Origin of the sequence: Streptomyces atriruber, assembly GCF_001418325.1 — a bacterium.
GTDB classification, from domain to species: domain Bacteria; phylum Actinomycetota; class Actinomycetes; order Streptomycetales; family Streptomycetaceae; genus Streptomyces; species Streptomyces atriruber.
The window spans coordinates 1-22,734 of sequence record NZ_LIPN01000393.1; the positions used below are offsets into that span (position 1 = coordinate 1).

The window sequence follows — 22,734 nt, forward strand, 5'->3', positions numbered from 1 at the left end:
GGGACAAGGGTGTCACCGGCGACGGGTGGAGCTGTTCGCATGCCGACATTTTATGAAGATCCAAGCCTAATATGGTTGCTAATAGTGGCTCTATGATGAACTTGTGAGCAATGAAATTCGCCTGGATGCGCTGGATCACGAAATTTTGTTTCATCTGCGGCAGGACGGCCGTCTGACCAACGTCGAGCTGGCCAAACGCGTCGGCCTGACCGCGCCGCCCTGTCTGCGCCGGGTCAAGCGCCTGGAGGAGGCGGGCGTGATCGCCGGGTATCACGCCGTGCTCAACACCGCGGCGCTCGGCCGGGGCCTCGAAGTCCTCATCGACGTCGAGGTCAGCGCCAACGACCGCAAGACCTATCTGGAGTTCGAGGAGGTCGTGGCCTCCTACGAGGAGGTCATAGAGGTCCGCCGCATGTTCGGCCGCCCCGACTACTTCATCCGCGTCGCCGTCGCCGACCACGCCGCCTACGAGGCCTTCCTCACCGGCAAGCTCACCGGCCTGCCCTGCGTCCTGCGCGTCGACTCCCACCTGACGATGAAGACGGTGAAGCAAGGCCCCTGACCCCGACCGGAGGAGCGGATTTACGAACGCCCCTCGCGGTGCAACGGTGGGTGAGGGGGTGAACCCATGGCGCAGATGGCGCAGACCCACGAGTGGATGTTCTACGAGGTCATGTGGCGCAGCTGGGCGGGCCGGGCGACGGTGCCCTACCCCGTGCCGTGGTGGGCGCAACAGGCCTTCCGGCGCTGGAGCGACGACTTCGACTCCGGGACGTACGAGTCGAAGGAAGCCGCCCTGGCCTCCAATGCCCTGTACCGCTACTGGCACATGGTGGGCGTGAAGGACCACCGTCAGGAGTCACTGATCGGCCAGGCCGGTGAGATCGAGCCGGTCTACGACAAGTACTGCCTGCTCTTCTTCCTCTACGACCCGGCGACGGGCGCCCTGCACCTGCCGCAACTGCCCGGCGAAGGCACGGTGTCCCAGCGCATGGAGGCGCCGCACCTGCCGGTCGTCCTCACGGACTTCCGTGCCCCGGACGGCGTCGAGTTCGTGCAGCGCACCTTCGCCACGGCAGTGGGCGCACGGCAGCGCGATCTGGTGGTGACCAGGGTGACGGTCGGCACCGCGACCGGGCAGCCGCGCGAGGGCTGGCTGTGCGCGGCGGTGGTGCCCGCGGGCCCGAGCGGCTTCCAGCGGCACGACCGCAACGGTCGGCAGATCACCGACCGGAGGCTGACGTTCCTGCGGCATCTGCCGACCGAGAACCGGGTGGAGACCAACAGCGGCTGGGGCCCGGTGTTCGACACCGCGCCGGAGCAGTACGGCGTGTACGGGAATCCCGACTTCAGCTACGACCCGGCCACCTATCTGGCGCACAGCCCGTTCCACGACCTGGTCAACGGCGGCAAGCTGAACGGCGCCGGGCAGGCGCAGGACCAGGTCGCGGGGTTGTGCAGCGCCGCGTTCGCATGGCCGTTCCGGGTCATCGACGACGAGATGTTCGAGCTGGACGTACGGCTGCCCGTCGATCTGTACAGCGGGGCCGACGACCTGGCCGAGATCAGGGCCGTACCGGCCGGTGAACTGGAGGAGGCCAACCGGGCGTTCTGGACGACGAAGCTGCTCGGCCAGGGCTTGCAGCCGGAACTGCCGCGCCCGGTCTCGCACTTGACCGACCTGTTCCGCGAGTCGCGCTCGCAACTGCTGATCCTCTCCGACCACGGGGAGATCCACCCCGGCCCCACGGTGTACGACTCGTTCTGGATCCGCGACTCGTCCGTGGAGGCCACGGCCTGTTCGCTGGTGGGGGACGGCGCGCTCGCCGAGCGCCAGTTGGGCACGCACTACCCGCTGAAGTTCAACCGCGGCACGGGCCGGATCGGGCCGTGCGCCGAGTACGGCTTCTACGGCGGCCCGCACGAGCGGGACGACCGCGAGTGGGACAGCAACGGCCAGGCGCTCTGGGCGATCGGCCGCCTCGACCGCACGAAGGGCCGCGCCGCCGCGTTCGGCGCCAGGCTCTATGCGCCGTACGTGGTCGACGGCGCCCGGTGGCTGCGGGACAACCGCGACCAGTACGGGCTGTTGCACAGCGGCTGGAGCGCCGAGCACCTGGGCGAGCGCGACAAGCCGCACTACTGGGACGACCTGTGGGCGCTGGCCGGTCTGTACGAGGCGGCGCGGCTCGCGGAGCGCATCGGCTCGCCGGACGTGCCCGAACTGTGGGCGGCCTTCGACGACGTGAAGCGGGCGACCGCGGCCTCGATGCGCTGGGTCCTCGCGGAGCAGCGCAGGCGCGGCGCCTGGGAGACGTACATCCCGACGGGGCCCGGCGACGTCGGCCGGCTCGACTCGACGATGATCGGCACCGCGGCGTTCTTCCATCCGCTGCGCCTGCACATGGGCAGCAAGCTCGGCACGGACATCGACGCGGCGGCGCGCTGCACGCTCGACACCATGTACGCCCACTTCGTGCGGGGCGGATACCGGCACGAGGCGGCGTGGAACGCCTACGGGCCCTACCTCACCACGCAGTTGGCGCACGCGTATCTGCTGGCGGGCGACCCGGCGCGGGCGGATGCGCTGCTCGGCTGGATCGTCGGGGCCGCCTTCCCACGGACCGAGGAGCGGGCGGTGGCGCTCGGCGCGTGGAACGAACAGCACGCCTTCACCATCGCCTCGGACTTCCACGAAGTGCCGTCCCGGCACTGGTACATGGGCGACATCCCGCACGGCTGGGCCGCCGCGGAGTATCTGCTCCTGCTCCGCGACATCCTGCTGTTCGAGGCGGACGAGGACCGCGATCCGCATGTGTACATCGCGCCGGGCGTGCGTCCGCACTGGGTGCCGGACGGCGACACGGTGGCCGTCGCGTCCGCTCCGACGCTGTTCGGCGAGCCCTTCGGCTACCGGCTCACGCACGACGCGGGCGACCGGACGGTGACAGTGGAGATCACCGAGGCTCCGGATCGGGTGCGGTACGTCTATCCGTGCCGGTTCGGTTCGGTGCGGTCGGTCACGGCGGACGGCCGGGGGCTGCCGGTCTCCGGTGACGATGTGCACGTCCCGGCGGGGACTCGGCGGTTCGTGGTCACGTACGCCTGACCGAGCGTTTCACGAGAATGGGGTATCGCGGATCGGCGCACGAAGGGGGTTCCTTGCGACCCGCCTCAAGGTCCAGCCGAACCATGGCCGGGCCTTAGGTCCTGGCCGCGCAGGGCTTTCGGCCCACGGGGACATCCAGGTACCTGACATATCGTCAGTCTGCAATCAACGGCGATATGCAGGTCCTTGGAGGTTATCCATGCGTAAGCGACTGGCCACGGTGGCAGTATCGGGAGGTATTGCTCTCGCTGTCGCCGCCCAGCCGCGTTGGCCGTGGCTGTCGACGAACCTCTGGCGACTAGCGCCGACGGACCTGCCGTAGATCCGTCCGAGCTGAGTACAGAACAGATGGCAGCGCTCACCGGTGAGCCGCAGGCAACCGGGGAAGAAGTATCCGCCACAGAAGCGGAGCTCACCGAGTCTTCCGGCGCCCAGCCGATGACCCGCGCCAAGACCCGTTATCGCAAGGCAGAGTTCAAGCGGGGCGGGCGGCTGATGTGGACCCGCGACACGGTGTACTTCGGCTTCAACGGCGGCAAGGTGACCTCATCAAAGGGCTGGCAGGCGAATGGACACATCTTCCCCAACATCGCGCAGAACAAAGGGATAAGGCGCTACCACGCGACGGGCGCGACCCATAAATGGCGGGCCAAGAACACGATTGGAGCCGGAGTCCCCACTCCCTGGGGAAGCGTGAAGGCCTACTCGAAGGACTACATGCACTACATCACCAGCGGAAGGTCCGGCGCCTGGAAATGGAGGGGCTGAACTGCCGACAGCTCAGCACACGGCCAGCCGCACCGGACCGCCCCATGCGGCCGGCCGCCACACTGCTCATCTCTTCTTCCCTGATGGTCTGCCGGATGGCAGGCTCCCCGAACTCATGAGGACGAACACCCGGTGATATCAGCCGAGCAGGTCATCAAAGGATACGGAGCACATCCTGTCCTGCACGAGGTCTCCGCCACATTTCGGCGGGGCCGGGTGAGCTACCTGCTCGGAAGAAACGGCGCGGGCAAAACCACCTTCTTCAAATGCCTGTCAGGGCTGGAACCGTTCCAGGGCACCATCACCTTCGACGGTCGGCCTCTGGGCAAGATACGCCCGGAGCTGTTCCCCGTGTTCGACGACTGCGCCCTGTACCCCCACTTGTCGGGCTGGGAGAACCTGCGCCTGCTGGTGAGGCGGAAGGTCACCATCGCCGAGGTTCACGCAGCCACAGGCGGGCAGGTGTCCACCACCTTGCTGATCAAGCCGGGCAAAGCGCTGTCGTACGGACAGCGCAAGAAGGTGTTCATCACCGCCTTGGCCCTGGCCCGGCCGCCCTATGTGTTCCTGGACGAGCTGGCCAACGGGCTCGACTACGACAGCCTGGCCTGGCTGCAGGACGTGATCACGGACCTGAAGAAGGACAGCGTCGTGATTGCGGCGGGACACCAATTCGACTTCTACGACCGCGTGGCGGACGACGTGTTCGCCCTGGCACAGAACAGGCTCACCCGGCTTGACTTCCATCCCGCAGGCGGCGACCGCCTCGAAGGCGCGTACCTCGCGCACTGCCCACGCGATCCGGACTGACCTGCGCTACCAGTGGGCCTCTCGCTACGGCCTGTACGCGCTTGCCGTCTGCGTGCTCGTCGCCGCGGCCTTCGCGGTGGGCGCCTACGGCACAGCCCGCAGCGCGATCAGCAGCCTGCACCAGGAGTGGACCTTCCTCCAGGAGGACGGCGGATACACCTTCATCCGAGCCGTCGGACAGGGCGACGACCCGACCGACGCACCGCTGGAGGACACCTGGCGCCAAGCCGGCAGTGCGGTGGCCAACCTGCACATCGTGCAGGGCACGGTCAGCCTCCTCCAAGTCCTGTGCTTCGTCCTCGCCCCGGTCCTGTTCTTCACCCACGGAGCAGTCACCGCGACCCGTGACGCCCACTTCAAGACCCTCAAGTTCCGCGCCGTACGCGACGGACACCGCACCCTGTTCGCCTCTCAGATCGCGACGCTCATCACCGTGGTGACGGCCCTGACAGCGGCGGCGCTGGCCGCCTGCCTACTGATCAGCTCAAGCCTGAGCTGGGCGGCATCCGGACGCCTCGACGACCCCCTGGTCTCCGTCCCCGGCGAGCTGCCCCTCACCGACCTCGTCCCGCCCCTCCTGGTGTTCCTGCTCACAGGCACGTTCTTCGCACTCCTGGGCATGGGCGCAGGAATGATCGCCCGACGGCCGCTGCACGTGATCCCCTTCTTCGTCTCCCTCTTCTTCGTCCTGCCGATCATGGGGCGCTTCGACCCCCGCAACCTCCTGATGGCTCTCGCCTACCCCCACATGACCTTCACCGGCGGCTTCAGCCCCACTGCGCCCACCCCGTTGCCGGGAGCTGTTGCCGCCCTGGCTCTCATGGCTGTGACGGCGGCCGTCCTCGCCGGCGCCTACGCGCTCACCGCGCGGCGCTCGCTCTACACCTGAGTCCCCGAGGCCCATCCTCCACTGACGTTCCCGGGTGCCGCGGGGCGCCGGGCCTGCCAGGCCGTGAGCACGGGCTCGACCAGCTCCCAGCGGGCGTCGGACCGGTCGCTGGAGTACCCGTCGCGCAGGATGCGGTCAGGACCGGGGCGAGTGCGCGGCGGGTTGTTCGGGCTGCTCGGAGTCCTGGAGTTCGGCCAGCAAGGCGGTCTGGCCGGCGAGGAGTTCGGTGAGGATGCGGCGTGCCGCGCGCAGGAGTTCGGCGACATCGCCACCGGCCAGGGCGTACGTGACGGTCGTGCCTTCGCGGGTGGAGACGACGATGCCGGAGCGGCGCAGTACGGCGAGTTGCTGGGAGAGGTTCGAGGGCTCGACGTCGATCTCGATGAGCAGGTCCCGTACCGATACCGGCCCGTTCTGGAGGAGTTCCAGGACGCGGATGCGGACCGGGTGCCCGAGCATGCGGAAGAACTCTGCTTTGACCTGGTAGAGGGGCGCCTGCACGGGATCTCTCACTCTCCTGACGCGGATGAGGCCCTGAGATGGGGCGCGGCGGCCCCGACCGCCGCCGCGCCCGGCGTGACGTCCCATCCTCCCCGGCCGGGGCCACTCGATCCGAGAGTTCGGAAGATGCAGAGGTAGTGGCTTGAAGAATTCTTCAAGTAGCGGGCGTAGAAAAGACGCCGGAGCTCACACCTCGATCTGCTCCTCGGCGCGCTTGAGGAGACGGCGCGCCATGGCGAGGTTCGACCGGGCCTTCTCGATGACGAGATAGATGAAGAGACCGTTCCCCGACCTTCCGGTCACCGGACGGATGAGGTGGTATTGGGTGCCCAGAGTGACGAGGATGTCCTCGATCTCGCTCTTGACGCCCAGCATCTCCATGGTGCGCATCTTGGCGCGGATCAGGTCGGTGTTGCCGGCCGCCGCGACGTTCAGATCCAGGTCCTTGCCGCCGCCCAGCGTGCCGAGCGCCATGCCGCTCGTGTAGTCGACGACGGCGGCTCCGAGCGCTCCGTCGGCCTCGGTCAGCAGGGTTTTGAGGGACACTTCCACACTGGTCACGGGTCCTCCTCCGGGGGATGTGCAGGCTGGTTGTCCGGCCCTGGCGGGGACTCTAGGAGTCACGCCGCCACCCGATGCGACTTGAGGCGAAAGCAGCCGCAGTTGCCCCCTTCGGATCGGTTGGCTGCGCTTGCGTGCCGTACTGGATCTGCTTCCTCGACCTACTTGTCGGTCGCCGACTGTGCGCGCGGCGGGCGAGATCAGCGGAGGTTCAGGGATGGGCTCTGAGCGCCCACCCGTAGGCACGCCTGAGAACCCGCGGGCTCCATGGGCACCGAGGAGCTCGCGGGTTCGGGGATCAGGCGATCAGGCAATCAGGGGGGATCAGGCGCCGGGTCGGCGTCTGAGGGCGTACCGCTCCTTCTCGGAGAGTCCGCCCCAGACGCCGAACCGCTCGTCGTTGTTCAGCGCGTACTCCAAACAGGCCGTGCGCATGTCGCACATCCGGCAGATGTCCTTCGCCTCACGCACCGAGCTTCCGGGCTCGGGGAAGAAGAAGTCTGCTCCTGTCTGGGCGCACAGCGCCTGCTCCTGCCAGGCGAGTCCGGGCTCGGCTGTCATCTCGATCTGCATGACACCGATGCTGTCCCATCGCGCGAAACAAGCAATCAACGAACGATCAACGAACGACTGGTCGGCTGCCGGGCGGCCGTGCCCGGCCCGTGGCCCCGGGGAGGACTGCCCGGCGGCGGGCACGGCGAAACCGCCCTTCGGCACCCGGTTCCGAACCGCCGGACCGGGTGCCGGGGACCATCGCCCGCGCCCGCTCTACTGGCCCTCTCCGGGAGGCGACGGCTGCAGCACCGCGAACTTCGCGCCCGCCGGGTCCGCGAGCTTGGCGAAGCGGCCCACGCCCTCCATCGAGAGGGGATCCATCCGCACCGTGCCGCCGGACTGCCGGGCCCTCGCGACCGTGGCGTCGCAGTCGTCCACCTGGAAGTACGGCAGCCAATAGGCCGCCTCCTCCGAGGGGTCGCTCGCCAGCGGCACGATGCCGCCGAACATGTCGTCCGCGGTGCCGTCCGCCGGGTGCACCATCGTGTACGACCCACCGGGGAAGGGCGCCTCGGTGGTCTGCCAGCCGAACACCGAGCCGTAGAACGCGGTGGCCGCTGAGACGTCCGGGGTGTACAGCTCGGTCCAGACCAGGCCCCCCGGTTCGTTCAGGACATCGAGGCCCTTGAGCCGGCCCTGCTGCCACACGGCGAACGGGACGCCCGCGGCATCGGATAGGCCCGCCATGCGGCCGAGGTCGAGGATGTCCACGGCCTCGAAGAGCGTGCCGCCCCCTGCCTGCTCGACCGCCTTCGCCGTGGCGTCCACATCCGGCGTGCGGAAATAGAGCGTCCAGGCCGGGGCGGCCTCGTCACCGGAGATGGCCATGGCGCCCGCGGCGGTGCGGCCGGAGAGCTGATACTGGCTGTAGCCCCCGACTTCCGCGGCGCCCTGCAGGAGCTCCCAGCCGAACAGCTCGCGATAGAACCCGCTGACGCTGTCGAGATCGGGAGCGCACATATCAACCCAGATAGGTGCACCTGTTACGAAACGGTCATTGAGCATGATCGACTCCTTTGTCGCATCTCGCTTCCGCACTTCCGAGTCTGGCACCCCCCACTGACAATCGGCCCACCCCGCGCCCACTTCGTCATTTGATGAAGGGACAACATTTTTGAGAGCGCTCTCAGTCACAACTCTTGACGCCGCAATCGCCCGTCGAGACAGTGGTGCCCCCCACACACCAACCCCCCTACACCAACCCCCCACGCAACCGCGCAGGAGACCTTCCGTGATATCGCGTCGAATGTTCCTGACCACCACCGCCGCCGCCGCGGGCGCCCTCACCTACCCCGTATGGGGCAGCGCGCTGAGCCCCGGCGCCCGGGCGGGCGGCAGGGCCGCCCCCGCCACCTGCGAGCTGGCCCTCGCGAACAAGTCGCTCCCCGGCCAGGTGCGCGCCTACGTCACCGGCCATGAGCAGGGCACCGACCGCTGGGTGCTGCTCAAGCCGGACGGCGGCGTCTACCGCCCCGACTCGCCCTCGGCGCCCCAGACCCCGCTGACCGTCGACTGCGCCATCCCGCTCGGCGCCGCGGGCTCGGCGCCCAAGGTGCTGACCCTCCCTCAGATGTACGGGGCACGCGTCTACTTCGTGCGCGACGACAAGCTGGACTTCTTCCTCAACCCCGGCCCCTCCCTGGTCGAGCCCGCCTTCGCGACCCGCGAGGACCCCAACTACGGCCGCACCTGGTCGTTCTGCGAGTTCACGTTCAACCCGCAGCAGCTGTACGCCAACATCAGCTACGTCGACCTCGTCACCGCGCTGCCCATCGGCCTGACCCTGGAGGGCGACGAGAAGCACACCGTCGCCCCGCTGCCCGACGGCGCCGTCGACAAGATCGCGGCGGATCTGGCGGCGCAGACCGGGAAGGACGGACAGCCGTGGGACAAGCTGGTCATCCGAGGTGACGACGGTGGCGTCCTGCGCGTGATCTCGCCGCAGAACCTCATGGCGCCGTACTTCGACAAGCCGGACCAGATGCCGTTCCGCGACCTGTGGAACAGCTACATCGACAAGGTGTGGGAGAAGTACCGCGGCACGGACCTCAAGATCGACCTGCAGGGCGGCCGCGGCGTGTTCACCGGGCGGGTCCAGGGCGACGTCCTGACCTTCAACGGCGGCCACTCCTTCCCCAAGCCCACCTCGAAGGACGTCTTCACCTGCAACCACGGCCCCTTCGCCAACAACCCGAACGACCCCGACGACAAGAAGGGCCTGCTCGCCCGGCTCGCGGCCGGATTCAACCGCAGCATCATGCTCACCCACCCCGAGCAGCCGAACGGCGCGGGCTCCGGGGACTACTACAAGGACGCGGTGACCAACCACTGGGCACGGGTGGTGCACGCCAACTCCCCCATCGGGTACGCGTTCCCGTACGACGACGTGCGCCCCGACGGACAGCCCGACGTGTCGGGAGCCGCGCACGACGGCAACCCGCGCCGGTTCACCGTGAGCGTGGGCTCCTGAGCCCTGCGCCCCCGCGGGTGCCGGGAACTCCCCCTACGGTCCAGACCCGTTACGCGGAATCCCTGCGCACCAGTGACGTCGGCAGGACCACACCGGCGGGCTCGACGGGCTCCGTCCCCCGCTCCGCCCCTCCCCTGCCGCGCAGGAGCATCCCGGCCATCAACCGGCCCATCTCCTCGATGTCCTGACGGACCGTCGTCAGCGGCGGCTCGGTCTGCTCGGCCACCGCCAGCATGTCGTCGAAGCCGACCACCGCCACATCGTCCGGCACCCTCCGGCCCCGCTCCCGCAGCACCCGGAGGGCGCCGGACGCGGTCAGGTCGCTGGCCGCGAAAACGGCGTCCAGATCCGGTGCCCGGTCGAGGAGTTCCCGCATCGCGCGCTCGCCGCCCGCCGGGGTGAAATCGCCCTCGGCGATGAGCCCCGGGTCGACGTCGGCCAGCGCCTCGCGGTACCCGTCGAGCCGGTCGACCGCGGAGGTCTGGTCGAGGGCCCCCGTGATGTGCGCGATGCGGCTGCGCCCGAGACCCAACAGATGCCGCACGGCCTCGCGCGCACCGCCCCGGTTGTCGCAGTCCACGTACGGCGCGCCCGGCCCGCCCTCCTCGGTCTGGGGCCAGCCGGGGCGCCCGCCGAAGACGGTCGGGAGACCGGCGCGCCGGATGATGCCGGGCAGCGGGTCGTCCAGGTGCAGCGAGAAGACGAGCGCTCCGTCGACGTGCCCGCCCGCGAGATAGCGGCCGACCCGCTCGTGGTCGTCCCGCCCCTCGGTGAGCAGCAGCACGAGCTGAATGTCGTGCGCCGTCAGTTCCTTGCTGATGCCCCGCAGTTGGAGCGCGAAGAACGGGTCCGCGAAAACCCTCGTCTCCGGCTCGGCGATCACCACGGCGACCGCGTCGTGGCGGCGCGTGACCAGGCTGCGGGCGGCGCGGTTGGGAACGTAGCCGAGTTCGTCGACCGCCCGCCGCACCTTCTCGGCGAGCACTTCCCGCACCCCCGGGTCTCCGTTGACGACGCGCGAGACGGTGGCCCTGGAAACCCCGGCACGAGCGGCCACGGCCTCCAGGGTGGGACGCGGTTCCTCGGTCACCTTCGGTCACTCCTCCCTGACGATGTCAGGAGGCATCTTCCCGTATCGGAGGCGAAGGGTGTGCGGAGAAGGCCGACGAATTCGATCAGCAGGCGGACGCCGTTCTTCCCCTCCCCGGACCGGCGCGGCTCCTCCGGACTGCTCCGCCTCTCTAGTCCACCTCGATACCGAAGTCCCGCACGAGCTCCTCCAGGCCGCCCTGGTAGCCCTTGCCGCCCAGCACGAAGTCCCAGTCCCCGTTCGCCCTGCGGCGGAACGAGCCGAGCACCAGAGCGGTTTCGCGCGGGCGGCCGTCGGAGACCTCCAGGTTCCCGAGCTCGGTCAGTTCGGGGTCGAGCAGCCGGATGCAGGCGTCCGTGAACCCGGCGAGATCGGCGTCCGGGTCGGCCTCGGGATCGACGGCGGCCGCGAGCACGAGCCGGTCGGCCTCGTCCGGCAGTCCGTCGAAGGCGACGCAGACCGCGGCCTTGTCGGGAGCGGTGGCGGCGACGGCCCGGACGGCACCGTCGGGGGTCTGCGGGTTGTTGTAGAAGACGAAGAAGTCGTCGCCGATGACACGGCTGCCACGGCAGACGAGCGCGCAGACGTCCAGCGCGACGCTTCCGGTCCACGACATGCCCAGGATGTTGTAGTCGTCGGGCAGCCGCGTGTCCGGGGCCGCGGGGGCGGACCGTGCCGCGGTCCGCGGGCGTTCCTCGCCGAGCCGCCCGCGCAGACCGTGCCGGTGCAGCAGATCGACGAGCTCGGCACCCGAGATCAGCTCCAGCGGCTTGCCGTTGGCGAACGTGTGGGAGCCGGGGCCGAACCCCGACGTCGTCACGAGGACGCCCTTGTTCACTCCGGCGTCCTGCACGGTCCCGTACAAGTCGCGCACGGCGGTGGGCGGCACCGTCCTGCGGTAGCGCTTGACCTGAACGACCATCTTGCCGCCACGGATCGGGGTGGGATCCAGCGCGTCGACGTCCACACCACCGTCGTTGGACCGTGCCGTCGTCACCGCCTGCATCCCCATGGCCCGGAAGAGATCGGCGACGAGGTTCTCGAAGGCGACCGGGTCCATTTCGTAGAGGTCCGGTTCCTCGTCCCCGCCGTGGGCGACGACACGGTGCCCGACGTCCTGCGGGCGTCGGCCCGGCCGCACCGCTGCGGATTGGTCCGGGCGCTGCGAGAGCTGCCCCCGCAGCGCGTCGGCGAGACAACTGCCCGCGTCCACCTGCGCCAAATGCAGCTCACGGAACAGAGAACGCGACGCCATCACGGTCGCGAGGAAAATACGGCCGGGCCGGCCCGTCGTGGGGTCGTGTCCGTCGACGAAGCCGTTCAGGGCCACGGACTCGAGCGCACCGAACTCGTCCGCGGCAAAAAGCTCGTGCAGGACGAGCAGCATGCACTGGGCCAGCACCTCTTTGTACAGCGCCCGACGCCGGCTTGTCGGACGGGGGATTTCCTTGTCCTGGTCGATCCCGTACATGTAGCGAACCGACTTGACCGCGGGAACGACGCCGAAGGAAGGCAGCTCCCAATCGAGCACCAGTTGACCGGCATCAGGGTCATAAGCCGCTACGACCTGCCGGGGAAATCCCTCCGGCCACCCCGTCGACGCATACAGAGCGGCGGAGAAGTACTCGACCACCGAATCCGGATCCCGGCGCCGCACCCCTTGGGTCACCGCCACGACACCCGCATTGTGCGCGCGCACCTCGGCCAGCTGCCCATCGGCCCACGCCTGGTACTCACGGCGGTAGGTGGCCAGCTGCTGCTGCCGCTGGGCCTCCGCCGCCAGCGCGGCGTCGCGGACACGCTCATAGCGCGCACGCGCTTCGGCCTGGGCCTGCACCCGTTGGCTCCCGGTCCATCCGCCCTGCGCCTGGTACTGATGCAGATCCGGCAGAGGCACGGGCTGCGCCAACGGCCCCGGTGCGAAAGGCTCGATTTCCTCCGGTCGCAGGAGCGAGGCGGCCTCGAAGGGCCGGGCCCGACAACCCTCGGCAAGAAGCTCTTGCAGTGCCGCGACTTCCGCGTCCAGTTCCTCCGTGCGACGCAGCGCCTCCATATCCCTGTACTGGCGATGGCTCTGGACCGCGCGCCGCTGAAAGGCCCCCGTTTGCTGGGCCTCCTGCCTCCGCCTGCTGGCTTCGGCCTCCGATTGGCGCTGCTGCTGCCGCTGCGTTTCGGCCCATACGCCGACGAAACCCGTAGAACGACGACTCATGTGCTGCAGCCCCCCGGACATCGGCAGCCGAACACCGACTGGTTGTCCCCACAACCAGTCGCCACAGAACGACTGTACCGAGCGACAGCCGCCCCGCATATCCGCTCGGCAACGGCGGGCGGAGCGCGCTGCGCATACCCTGCCCCCATGTTCAAGAAGCGGAGAGAGCGCAAGCAGGCCGAGCTGCACGAGGAGCTGGGTGCGGCTCTGCGGGATCCGGACGCGACGGTGCGGGCCAAGGCGGCGGTCGACGCCGCCGAGGCCGCCGATCCGGAGTGGGCGCTTCGGGAGCTGGCCTCGGCCGTGGCGCGCGAGCCGTGGGCGGACGACTTCCACGAGACCGTGGTGGACGGCTTCTGCACGGCGCTGCGCCGCGAGACCACTGTCCGTGAGCGCGTGGAGGGGATCGTCGCCGGGCACCTGGACGACCCCGAGGGCTACCTGCGGGCGTGGACCGGCTTCGTCGAGGAGATCGGCGGGCCCCCGGCCCTGCGGGAGATCGGCGAGGACCTGCGGGACGACATGCGGGCGCGCCTCACGTATCTGCGCAGCCAGGGCTGGGCCCCGGAGGGGCTCGACGGGGTCGGACGGCCCGGCAGCTTCCCGCGCGAGATGGCGTTCGACTTCGCCGTCCTCCTGACCTCGCTCGTGGTGCGCAGAAACGAGCCGCTGCCCGCCGAGGAGGAGGAGCGCGTCCGGGTCGAGACACGGGCGATCCTGGAGCGGGCCCTGGCCGCGGACCCCGACAGCGACGTCCGGCTGGAGCTGATCGCTCCGCTCTCCGAATCGCCCGACGACGAGGCGTGGACGGACCGCGCACGGCACGGCCTGCAGGTCGACGAGACGCTGGACCTCTGCATGAGCGGCGACGACGCACGGGCCACCCTGGGCGTCGAGACCCTGAACCACCAGATCACGCGGGACGACCTGCTGCGGCGCCGGCGGACCCGCGAGGTCCTGGACCACCTGCTCGCCCGGGAGCAGACCCCGTTCGTCCTCGACCAGCTCCTCGTCTGCTACGTGCAGCTGCACGTCGTCGCGCCCCTCCCGGACCCGCCGGTGGACCTCTTCCTCGGCTTGCTGGGCCACCCCGACAGCACCATCCGCTCCACCGCCGCCTCGGGCCTCGGGCTGCTGGCCGTCGGCACACCGGAGGAGGGCCGCGTCGTGGACGCCCTCGTGCGGCTGTTGGACGACGACCCCGAGGACGAGGTCCGGGGGGCCGCCGCCGAGAGCCTGGCGGGGCTGGACCGCGGCGAGGAGCCGGTCTCCCGGACGGTCTCCGATGCCCTGGAGCGTCACGCCGACGCGCCCGCGCCGAAGATCCGGGCCGCGTCCCTCCAGCACGCCCTGGAGAACGGCGCCACGGACGCGTACGACCGGCTGCTCCGCGAGTTCGACTCCCCCGACGTGGACTGGCAGTTCCTGTCGGCCTGTGAACTCGCCTCCGCGGAGGATGGCTTCAGCCTTCCGGACGACATTCGTCCGCGTCTCGTCGAGCGGCTGGAGCGGCTGGAGAAGACCGGATGGGCGGACCGCTGCGCGGACCCGGACAGCTATCCCGGCCCGGACCGTCGCGCGGAGATGCTGTCCGATCTGCTGGAACAGCTGCGCGCTCGCGGCTGAGCCGCCGATGCAGGGACGGATCCGACCGGTCGCGGCAACGTCAGCGCCGACCGGCCGGGCCGATCCCCCCCCTGGACAGGCCCTAGTGGTGGGCGTGCTCCCCGGCGGCGCCGTCCGCAGACGACGGGGACTTCGACTGCGACGACGGCTTCGATGCCGACTTCGACGACTGCGACGACTTCGGCTTCCGGGCCGCCGCATGATGCGGCTCATAGTCCGGAATCGTCCCGTCCGCCTTCTTCACCAGGAACAGCCCCGCCATTCCCATGTCCGAATGGCTCTGCACGTGGCAGTGGTACATCCACGCCCCGGCTCCCACACCCTCGCCCGCGATGACCTGGAAGCCGAAGGAGTCGCCGGGGCCCGTGATCTTGTCGTCGAGGATCTGGCTCGGGTCGTCGGGGCCGGTGAGCAGACCCGTGCGGTTGTCCGCCCAGCGATGACCGTGCACGTGGAACGTGTGGTAGTACTCGCCGTGGGTGATCGAGACGAACTCGACGCGGTCGCCCACGGTGGCCTCGAAGGCGGGGGTGTCGTGGCCCGCCTTGTTGTTGATCGTCATGTCGTTGAACACGACGGTGAACGTCTTGTCCGGCAGCAGGTCGCCCTTGCGCCGCACGATCAACGCGCCGTAGAGGCCCTTGCGCACGCCTCCGGTGCCGTGATCGGTGCCGACCACGTGGTCGTGGTAGTGCCAGTAGCCCGCGGTGCCGGGGCGCCAGGTGCCGTCCTTGCGGCGGCCCGGGGCGTGGGTGCGCCAGGTGTACGTGCGCTTGCCGCCCGGCTCGACATGGCTCCTGGTGTGTCTCGTGCCGTCGCTGGAGATCTCGTAGTCCATGCCGTGCACGTGCAGGCTGGCGTCCACGTCCATCGTGTTCTCGAACTCGATGTGCAGGGTGTCGCCCTCGTTCAGCTCGATGAGCGGGCCGGGTATGGAGGCCTTGCCCTTCTCCAGGCCGTACCCCATCTGCCCGTCCGGGAGCTTCTCCGCGTACATCTTGATGCGCTTGACCTCGCCGCCCGCGGGCGCGGTCTTCGGCGGCGCCTCGGCCGTGCTCGCGTCGGGCGCACTCGCCACCGACAACGATGTCACCCCGGCCGCCGCTACCGCGCCGCCGACGAGCATCCGACGGTTGAAGCTGCGCCTGTCCAGATCCCGACGGTTCAGTCGGTCCATGACGAACTCCCCACTGCGGTACGGAGACTGACGGGGCGCAGGAGGCCCCGGGGACGGCCACACGGTATCGGCCGGATCTTTGTTTATCCACATGCAGGACAAAGTTGGTGCTATCGCGGTGATACCTATTGGCGAGTTGCGAAAAGAGGTCTAGCTTCGTCGGCGCTGTTGCTGTGACCGACGAGGGGTGGGTGTACTCATGCGGCGCACACCGCATCAAAGGCCCTTGACCGTACGAGGGTTGAGCAGAACTCGACGCAGACCGGACCGCGGGTACCGGGCCTGGGCAGCCGCCTTGCTGTCCGGCGCCCTGGTCACCGGGGCTCTCTCCGCACAGGCCGCCTCCGCGCGGCCGTACCCGGAGCCGCCGTTGACAACGATGTCCCTGCCCTCGCCGCCCGGCGGGGCCAACGTCAAGGTCCTGGTCTTCCACGGCTCGGCGGCGGGCGGCGACGAGTCCCCCGTCGTCAACGCCGGCATCGAGGCCATCGAGAAGATCGGGCAGACCGGCCCGGAGGCCCAGCGGTTCAAGATCGTGGCGACGGACGACGCGTCCGTCTTCACCGACGAGAGGAAGCTCGGCAAGTTCAACGCCGTCGCCTTCCTCACCGGCGGCGGTGACGTCCTCGACCCCGAGCAGGAGGCGGGCCTGGAGGCCTACATGGAGGCCGGTGGCGGCTTCCTCGGCATCCATGACGCGGCCCGTGCCGAGCCGTACTCCACCTGGTTCACCGGCCTGATCGGCGCCCGTCCCGCCGACGCGAGCCCGACGAACGTGCAGCGCGCCACCGTCGAGGTGGGCGACCGCGAGAATCCGGCCACCAAGGACCTGCCCCTCCAGTGGAAGCGCCCCGACCGGTGGCTGAACTGGACGAAGAACCCCTCGGGCGACGTCCACACGGTCGCCCGGGTGCGCGAGTCCACCTATCAGCCGGGCGCGGGCAAGAACGGCTGGGACCACCCGGTGTCCTGGTGCCGGGACTACGACGGCGGCCGCTCCTTCTACACGGGGATGGGCGGCACGGCGGCCTCGTACGACGAAGCGGACTTCCGCACCCATCTGCGGGGCGCCCTGCTGTGGACCACCCGCATCGCGCGGGCCGACTGCCAGGCGACGATCAACGCCAACTACAAGGCGGAGCGGCTCACCCAGGCCAACCAGCCGGGCAAGAACGACCAGATCGGCGAGCCGCACGGGCTGGTCACCGCGCCCGACGGCAAGGTCTTCTACATCGGCCGCGGCGGCGCCGACTCCTCCCAGCCGGTCGTCACCGACTGGAACAACCCGGACGTCGGCAAGGGCACGGGCGAGATCCACGTCTACGACCCCAAGACCAAGAAGTCGACGCTCGCGGGCGCGCTGACCGTCTTCGGCAACAAGGGCGGCGGCGATGAGCTGATCAAGGTCGAGGAGGGCCTCCTCGGGATCGAGCTCGACCCGAAGTTCGAGCAGAACGGGTGGGTGTATCTGCACTACACGCCTCACTCGAGGATCAACCGCGAGACGCACATGGCCGAGCGGTACGTCTCCCGGTTCACGCTCGACCGCAGCACCGACAAGCTGGACATGGGCAGCGAGAAGGTGCTCCTGAAGTGGCCGGTGCAGATCCACAGCTGTTGTCACGCGGGCGGCGGGATGGCCTGGGACTCCAAGGGCAACCTCTACATCGCGACCGGTGACAACAACTCCTCGGGGTTCACCGACGGCTACTCCGGCAACAACCCGCAGCCGAACTTCAAGGGCGTCTCGTTCGCCGACGCGCGCCGCACCGCGGGCAACACCAACAACCTCAACGGCAAGATCCTGCGCATCCACCCGGAGGCCGACGGGACGTACACGCTCCCCCAGGGCAACCTCTTCACCGGCAAGGAGCCGGACGAGGGCGGCGGCAAGACGCGCGGCGAGATCTACGTGATGGGCGTCAGGAACCCGGCGCGCATCTCCATCGACAAGAAGACGGACACGCTGTACGCGGGCTGGGTCGGCCCGGACGCGGGCGCGCCGTCGACGACGTGGGGCCCCGCCAAGTACGACACGTTCGCGGCGATCACCCATGCCTCCAACCGCGGCTGGCCGTACTGCATGGGCAACAACCAGCCCTACCGGGACCGCAATCTGCCGGACCCGACGAAGCCGCTGGGCTGGTACGACTGCAAGAACCTCAAGAACGAGTCGCCCAACAACGACGGCCTGGTGAACATCCCGCCGGCCGAGCCGAACAACATCTGGTACTCGCCGCAGGGCGGCGGCGTCGACTATCCGCGCGACGCGAAGGGCGTGCCGAGCTACAAGACGGAGGAGCAGAAGACCCTCCTGCCGTGGCTCAAGGGCGGCGGCCAGGCCACCATGAACGGGCCGGTCTACCGCTTCGACGCGGCGAACGCGAGCGCCGACAAGTGGCCCTCCTACTGGGACGGCAAGTGGTTCGTCGGTGACTTCTACGACTCCGACCAGCCGCGGCACGCGGTGGTGACGGACCCGAAGACGGTCGGCAACGGCGGCCTTCCCGTCCACGCGGAATCGCTGAAGAAGATCATTCCGATCGGCAACGACGGCATCAAGAACCTCATGGACTGGAAGTTCGCGCCGGACGGCTCGCTGTACGTCCTCGACTACGGCCGCGGCTTCTTCACCTCGGACCCCAAGTCCGCGCTGTGGCGCGTGACGTACAAGGGCGGGGCGGCGACCCCGGCCGCCGACGACCTGGCCAGGAAGGCGGGATGATGCGATCTCCGACCCAGCGGGCCCCACGGGGGCGGACCGTGCGGAAGCGAAGACTGTACACGGCACTGTTCGCCGCGCTCCTGATGGTGCTCGGCCTGACGTCGACGGCGGCGGTGGCCCGCACCGACAACTCCGGGCTCTCCGTTCAGGCGCAGACCCTCACCTGGACCGCCGACAACGACATCACCAAGTACAAGTCGGCGCCCACCACGGCGGTGGCGGGTCCGACGACGATCGTCTTCGAGAACAGCGAGGCGACCGGCAACACGACCGGCATGCCGCACACGCTGACGTTCGACACCTCCGACCCGGAGTACAACAACGACGTCACGCTGAACATCCTCGCCAACCCCAATGACGACAAGGGCGGCAAGCACACCGCCGAGGTGACGCTCACCCCGGGCCGCTACCGCTACCACTGCACCATCCCGGGCCACGGGTCGATGCAGGGCATCCTGGTCGTGACCGAGGGCGGCGGCGAGGACACCACGGCGCCGGAGGCCGCGGCGAAGGTCGAGGGCACCACCAACGCCGATGGTGCGTACGTCGGTTCGGCGACCGTGGCGGTGACGGCGACGGACGCCGGTTCGGGCGTCGACAAGATCGAGTACGCGGTGGGGGCGGACGGCGCCTGGCAGCCGTACACCGCGCCCGTGGTCGTCGACCAGGTCGGCACCCACAAGATCCGCTACCGGGCCACCGACAAGGCGGGCAACGCGTCCGCGGAGAAGGCCGCCGACTTCAAGGTCGTCGCGCCGCCGACGGACGACAAGACACCGCCGGAGACGTCGGCCACGGTGAGCGGCGAGAAGAACGACCAGGGGCAGTACCTGGGGATGGCGACGGTCACGGTGACCGCGTCCGACACCGGCTCCGGCGTCAACAAGATCGAGTACGCGATCGGCGACGGCGCCTGGACCGCGTACACCGCGCCGGTCATGGTCCACGAGGCGGGCGCCCACAAGGTCCGCTACCGCGCCTCCGACAAGGCGGGCAACCAGGCGGCCGAGAAGGCCGTCGAGTTCACCGTCGTCGCGCCGCCCGTGGAGGACAAGACGCCGCCGGAGACCGGCGCGAAGGTCGAGGGCGACAAGAACTCGGACGGCGCATACGTCGGAAAGGCGAAGGTGACGGTCACCGCGACCGACGCCGACTCCGGCGTCGACAAGGTCGAGTACTCGCTCGACGGCGGCCCCTACCTCGCGTACGCCGACCCGGTCGTCGTCGACCGCGTGGGTCGGCACACGGTGGCCTACCGTGCGAGCGACAAGGCGGGCAACGTCTCGGCGGCCGAGGACGTCTCGTTCACCGTCGCCCGGGGCGGCGGGGTTCCGTCCCCCAACTGCGCCGAGTTCGACGAACGCCTGACGGTGTTCGTCGGCACGGTCGACACGGGTATCCCCAACCGGGTCACGAACAACCGCTGCCGCATCAACGAGCTGATCGAGGACGAGAAGGAGTGGACCTCGCAGGCGCTCTTCCTGAAGCACGTCAAGAGCGTCACGGACAAGCTCCTGAAGGCGGGCGAGATCGACCAGCGCGAGTACAACAAGATCAACAAGGCCGCCAAGCAGTCCGGAATCGGCAAGCCCGGCCAGACGGAGGGCTACCGCAAGATCTTCGACGGCACCCAGGCGTCCCTGAACCAGTGGGAGCAGGTCGGGGGCGGCAAGTTCGGCCTGAACGCGGACGGTTCGATCACCAGCAGCACCACCGTCGAGGGCATGGGCATGCTGTGGTTCCCGCAGCGCAAGTACGGCGACTTCTCGCTGAAGCTCCAGTGGCGGGACGACGCACCGGGCAACGGCAACGCCAACGGCGGCGTCTTCGTCCGCTTCCCGCAGGTCCACGACCATCCGGAGGAGTCACGTCCGGAGTGGGTCGCCATCAAGTACGGCCACGAGATCCAGGCACTGGACCGGCCTGACGGCGACATGTACAAGACCGGCTCGATCTACGGCTTCGACCGGGTGGGCCTGGCCGGCGCGGGCGTCACGCCCAAGGGCACGTGGAACGACTACGAGATCAAGGTGGTGGACCAGCACTACTCGGTCTACCGCAACGGCGTCCTGATCAACGAGTTCGACAACACGGGCGGTCAGGACTTCACGCCGCCGCGTGGCGACGACCCGGGCACGGACGGACGGCGCTACTCGTCCGGCTATGTCGGGGTGCAGGTGCACGGGGTCACGGATGTGATCTCGTATCGGGACATCAGGATCAAGGAGCTGTAGGACCGGCCTCTGCCGTATCCCTCTTCGGCGCCCCTGCCCCTCCCGGGGCGGGGGCGCCGCTGTCGCGCACGGGCCCTCCGGGACTCCCGGGAGCCGGGCCCGCCGCTCACTCCTCGTGCTTCGCCCGGCTCGGCTGCACCCGCTTCGGCTCCCCCGGCATCTTCGGGTACTCCGGGGGATACGGCAGGTCGCCGAGGCCGTGATCCCGCTCGTCCTTGTCGGCCAGAGCCAGCAGCGCTTCGAGCGAGTGGGCCTGCTCGTCCATGCCCGCGTGGAGGTCGCCGACCTCGGCGAAGCGTCCCGGCATGGTGGCGAGGTCGAAGTCCTCGGGGCGGGCGTCCTCGACCTCGTCCCACCGCAGGGGCGCCGAGACCGGGGCGTGCGGGCGGGCGCGGAGCGAGTAGGCGGAGGCGATCGTGCGGTCCCTGGCGGTCTGGTTGTAGTCCACGAAGATCCGCTGCCCGCGCTCCTCCTTCCACCAGGCCGTCGTGACCGCGTCCGGCATCCGCCGCTCCAGCTCCCGCCCGACGGCGATCGCCGCCCTGCGCACCTGGGTGAAGGTCCAGCGCGGCTCGATGGGCACGAAGACGTGCAGCCCGCGACCGCCCGACGTCTTGGGCCAGCCTTCGAGGCCGCCGAACTCGTCGAGCAGCGAGCGGAGTTCGAGGGCGGCGCGGACCGCGTCCGCGTAGTCGGTGCCGGGCTGCGGGTCGAGGTCGATGCGGAGTTCGTCGGGGCGGTCGAGGTCTTCGCCGCGCACCGGCCAGGGGTGGAAGGTGAGGGTGTTGTACTGGGCCGCCCAGATGACGGCGGCCACCTCGGTGGGGCACATCTCGTCGGCGGTGCGGCCGCTGGGGAAGGCGATCGTGGCGGTGGGGATCCAGTCGGGGTGGTTCTTCGGGACGCGCTTCTGGTAGAAGAACTCACCGGCCGCCCCTTCCGGATAGCGCTGCAGGGTGGTGGGGCGGTCGCGGAGCGCGCGGAGGATGCCGGGGCCGACGGCGACGAAGTACTCGGCGACGTCCAGCTTGGTGAAGCCGCGCTCGGGGAAGACCACCCGGTCCGGGCTGGAGAGGCGCACCGTCCGCTCCCCCGTGTCGATCTCCACGGCTGCGCTCCTGCCCTTGGCTGCACCCATGCGAGCCACGCTAAGCGCCCGGGTCGTTCTCCGCATATCGGGCCACCCGGGGGTCCAAGAGCCGGGACGAGGAGGCCTTTGGTCACCACCAGTGAGGTCTTCCGACGGAGGGCCTCCGGCATTCGGTGGCCAAGACTGAACCCCTGACCGAACCTACGGAACCGTAGGTTGTGGAGCGCGAGCAGCAAGGCGGTGCGGTATGCCGATGGTCATGTCGGGCGGGGAACTGCCACAGGTCATCCAGGGCGGGATGGGCGTCGGCGTCTCCGGCTGGCGGCTGGCCCGCGCCGTCAGCTCCGTCGGACAGCTCGGCGTCGTGTCGGGCACGGCACTGGACGCGCTCCTCACGCGGCGGCTCCAGCTCGGCGACCCGGACGGTGACGTGCGCCGCGCCCTCGCGGCCTTCCCCGTACCGGAGTTGGCGGCCGCGGCCCTGGACCGCTTCTACATCGAGGGCGGGGTCGCTGCGGGAGAGCGCCTTCGCGCGCAGCCGATGCTGCGGATCGAGCGCGGGGAACAGGCCGAGCTGCTCACCGTGCTCGGGAACTTCGTGGAGGTGTGGCTCGCCAAGGAGGGGCACGGGGGCCCGGTCGGGATCAACTATCTGGAGAAGGTCCAACTGGGCCTCGCCCCAGGCATGTTCGGGGCGATCCTCGCGGGAGTGGATTGCGTCCTGGTGGGGGCGGGCGTCCCGGGGCACGTGCCCGAGCTGGCACGGCGGCTTGCGCGGATGGAGCCGGTGACCGTGCGGGTCCGGCTCGACGGGGCCGAGGAGGCGTACGACCATCGCTTCGATCCGGCCGGGCTGCTGGGGCGTGCGGGCTTCCGGATGGACACGGACGAGGTCGGCTGTGGGTGCGGGGGCGAGG

The 22,734-nt window shown here is 69.5% G+C and carries 18 protein-coding genes; 10 read left to right on the plus strand and 8 right to left on the minus strand.

The genetic code is table 11. The features are described 5' to 3' along the window. Positions 1-103 precede the first annotated feature (103 nt). The 5 genes from AOK03_RS33325 (at position 104) to AOK03_RS33345 (ending at position 5,576) form a co-directional block, all read left to right on the plus strand. Positions 104-562 carry an Lrp/AsnC family transcriptional regulator gene (locus AOK03_RS33325; protein WP_055569116.1) on the plus strand — a complete coding sequence of 153 codons (459 nt, stop codon included), beginning with the start codon at positions 104-106 and terminating at the stop codon, positions 560-562. A gap of 66 nt (positions 563-628) precedes the next feature. Then, the gene (locus AOK03_RS33330; protein WP_055569117.1) at positions 629-3,109 is read left to right on the plus strand and encodes a hypothetical protein; all 2,481 of its coding nucleotides are present in this window, start codon (positions 629-631) and stop codon (positions 3,107-3,109) included. Between the two features lie 348 nt (positions 3,110-3,457). Further along, entirely contained in the window at positions 3,458-3,877 is a 420-nt protein-coding gene (locus AOK03_RS33335) for a hypothetical protein (RefSeq protein WP_055569118.1), read from the plus strand. A 132-nt stretch (positions 3,878-4,009) separates the two neighbouring features. Continuing rightward, positions 4,010-4,687 carry an ATP-binding cassette domain-containing protein gene (locus AOK03_RS33340; protein WP_079075114.1) on the plus strand — a complete coding sequence of 226 codons (678 nt, stop codon included), beginning with the start codon at positions 4,010-4,012 and terminating at the stop codon, positions 4,685-4,687. Next, positions 4,614-5,576 carry a hypothetical protein gene (locus AOK03_RS33345; protein ID WP_157869147.1) on the plus strand — a complete coding sequence of 321 codons (963 nt, stop codon included), beginning with the start codon at positions 4,614-4,616 and terminating at the stop codon, positions 5,574-5,576. The genes AOK03_RS33340 and AOK03_RS33345 overlap by 74 nt, the downstream gene beginning before the upstream one ends. Before the next feature lie 135 nt (positions 5,577-5,711). On the opposite strand, the gene AOK03_RS33350 is transcribed toward AOK03_RS33345, so the two are convergent. From AOK03_RS33350 to AOK03_RS33365, 4 genes are all read right to left on the minus strand, one after another. Continuing rightward, positions 5,712-6,077 carry an ArsR/SmtB family transcription factor gene (locus AOK03_RS33350; protein ID WP_055569121.1) on the minus strand — a complete coding sequence of 122 codons (366 nt, stop codon included), beginning with the start codon at positions 6,075-6,077 and terminating at the stop codon, positions 5,712-5,714. Between the two features lie 186 nt (positions 6,078-6,263). After that, the gene (locus tag AOK03_RS33355; RefSeq protein ID WP_055569122.1) at positions 6,264-6,638 is read right to left on the minus strand and encodes a hypothetical protein; all 375 of its coding nucleotides are present in this window, start codon (positions 6,636-6,638) and stop codon (positions 6,264-6,266) included. Between the two features lie 324 nt (positions 6,639-6,962). Further along, positions 6,963-7,211, minus strand: coding sequence for a WhiB family transcriptional regulator (locus tag AOK03_RS33360; RefSeq protein ID WP_055569123.1), 249 nt, complete (start codon positions 7,209-7,211; stop codon positions 6,963-6,965). A 195-nt stretch (positions 7,212-7,406) separates the two neighbouring features. After that, a complete protein-coding gene (locus tag AOK03_RS33365; RefSeq protein WP_055569124.1) occupies positions 7,407-8,198 on the minus strand; it encodes a VOC family protein in 792 nt (263 codons plus the stop codon). Between the two features lie 226 nt (positions 8,199-8,424). On the opposite strand from AOK03_RS33365, the gene AOK03_RS33370 reads away from it, so the two are divergent. Then, positions 8,425-9,663, plus strand: coding sequence for a glycoside hydrolase family 64 protein (locus AOK03_RS33370; RefSeq protein ID WP_055569125.1), 1,239 nt, complete (start codon positions 8,425-8,427; stop codon positions 9,661-9,663). Between the two features lie 49 nt (positions 9,664-9,712). On the opposite strand, the gene AOK03_RS33375 is transcribed toward AOK03_RS33370, so the two are convergent. Further along, positions 9,713-10,753, minus strand: coding sequence for a LacI family DNA-binding transcriptional regulator (locus AOK03_RS33375; RefSeq protein ID WP_055569126.1), 1,041 nt, complete (start codon positions 10,751-10,753; stop codon positions 9,713-9,715). Positions 10,754-10,904: 151 nt separating this feature from the next. Beyond that, on the minus strand, positions 10,905-12,965 hold the full coding sequence (locus AOK03_RS33380) for a restriction endonuclease (protein WP_055569131.1): 2,061 nt from the start codon (positions 12,963-12,965) through the stop codon (positions 10,905-10,907). A 147-nt stretch (positions 12,966-13,112) separates the two neighbouring features. Between AOK03_RS33380 and AOK03_RS33385 the strand changes: the two genes are divergently transcribed. Continuing rightward, complete coding sequence (locus AOK03_RS33385; RefSeq protein ID WP_055569127.1) at positions 13,113-14,591, plus strand: HEAT repeat domain-containing protein; 1,479 nt, start codon at positions 13,113-13,115, stop codon at positions 14,589-14,591. Between the two features lie 82 nt (positions 14,592-14,673). On the opposite strand, the gene AOK03_RS33390 is transcribed toward AOK03_RS33385, so the two are convergent. Further along, entirely contained in the window at positions 14,674-15,744 is a 1,071-nt protein-coding gene (locus AOK03_RS33390) for a multicopper oxidase domain-containing protein (RefSeq protein ID WP_244177851.1), read from the minus strand. Positions 15,745-15,967: 223 nt separating this feature from the next. Here AOK03_RS33390 and AOK03_RS33395 point away from each other — a divergent pair, with 223 nt between their 5' ends. Both AOK03_RS33395 and AOK03_RS33400 read left to right on the plus strand, forming a co-directional pair. Beyond that, complete coding sequence (locus tag AOK03_RS33395; protein ID WP_063792634.1) at positions 15,968-18,493, plus strand: ThuA domain-containing protein; 2,526 nt, start codon at positions 15,968-15,970, stop codon at positions 18,491-18,493. After that, entirely contained in the window at positions 18,493-20,727 is a 2,235-nt protein-coding gene (locus AOK03_RS33400; RefSeq protein WP_055569132.1) for an OmpL47-type beta-barrel domain-containing protein, read from the plus strand. The genes AOK03_RS33395 and AOK03_RS33400 overlap by 1 nt, the downstream gene beginning before the upstream one ends. A gap of 106 nt (positions 20,728-20,833) precedes the next feature. Here AOK03_RS33400 and ligD read toward each other — a convergent pair whose 3' ends face one another. Beyond that, a complete protein-coding gene (ligD, locus tag AOK03_RS33405; RefSeq protein WP_055569130.1) occupies positions 20,834-21,865 on the minus strand; it encodes a non-homologous end-joining DNA ligase in 1,032 nt (343 codons plus the stop codon). Positions 21,866-22,064: 199 nt separating this feature from the next. Between ligD and AOK03_RS33410 the strand changes: the two genes are divergently transcribed. Beyond that, positions 22,065-22,734 (plus strand): beta/alpha barrel domain-containing protein (locus AOK03_RS33410; protein WP_208609647.1); only part of this gene is annotated, 670 nt, incomplete at its 3' end.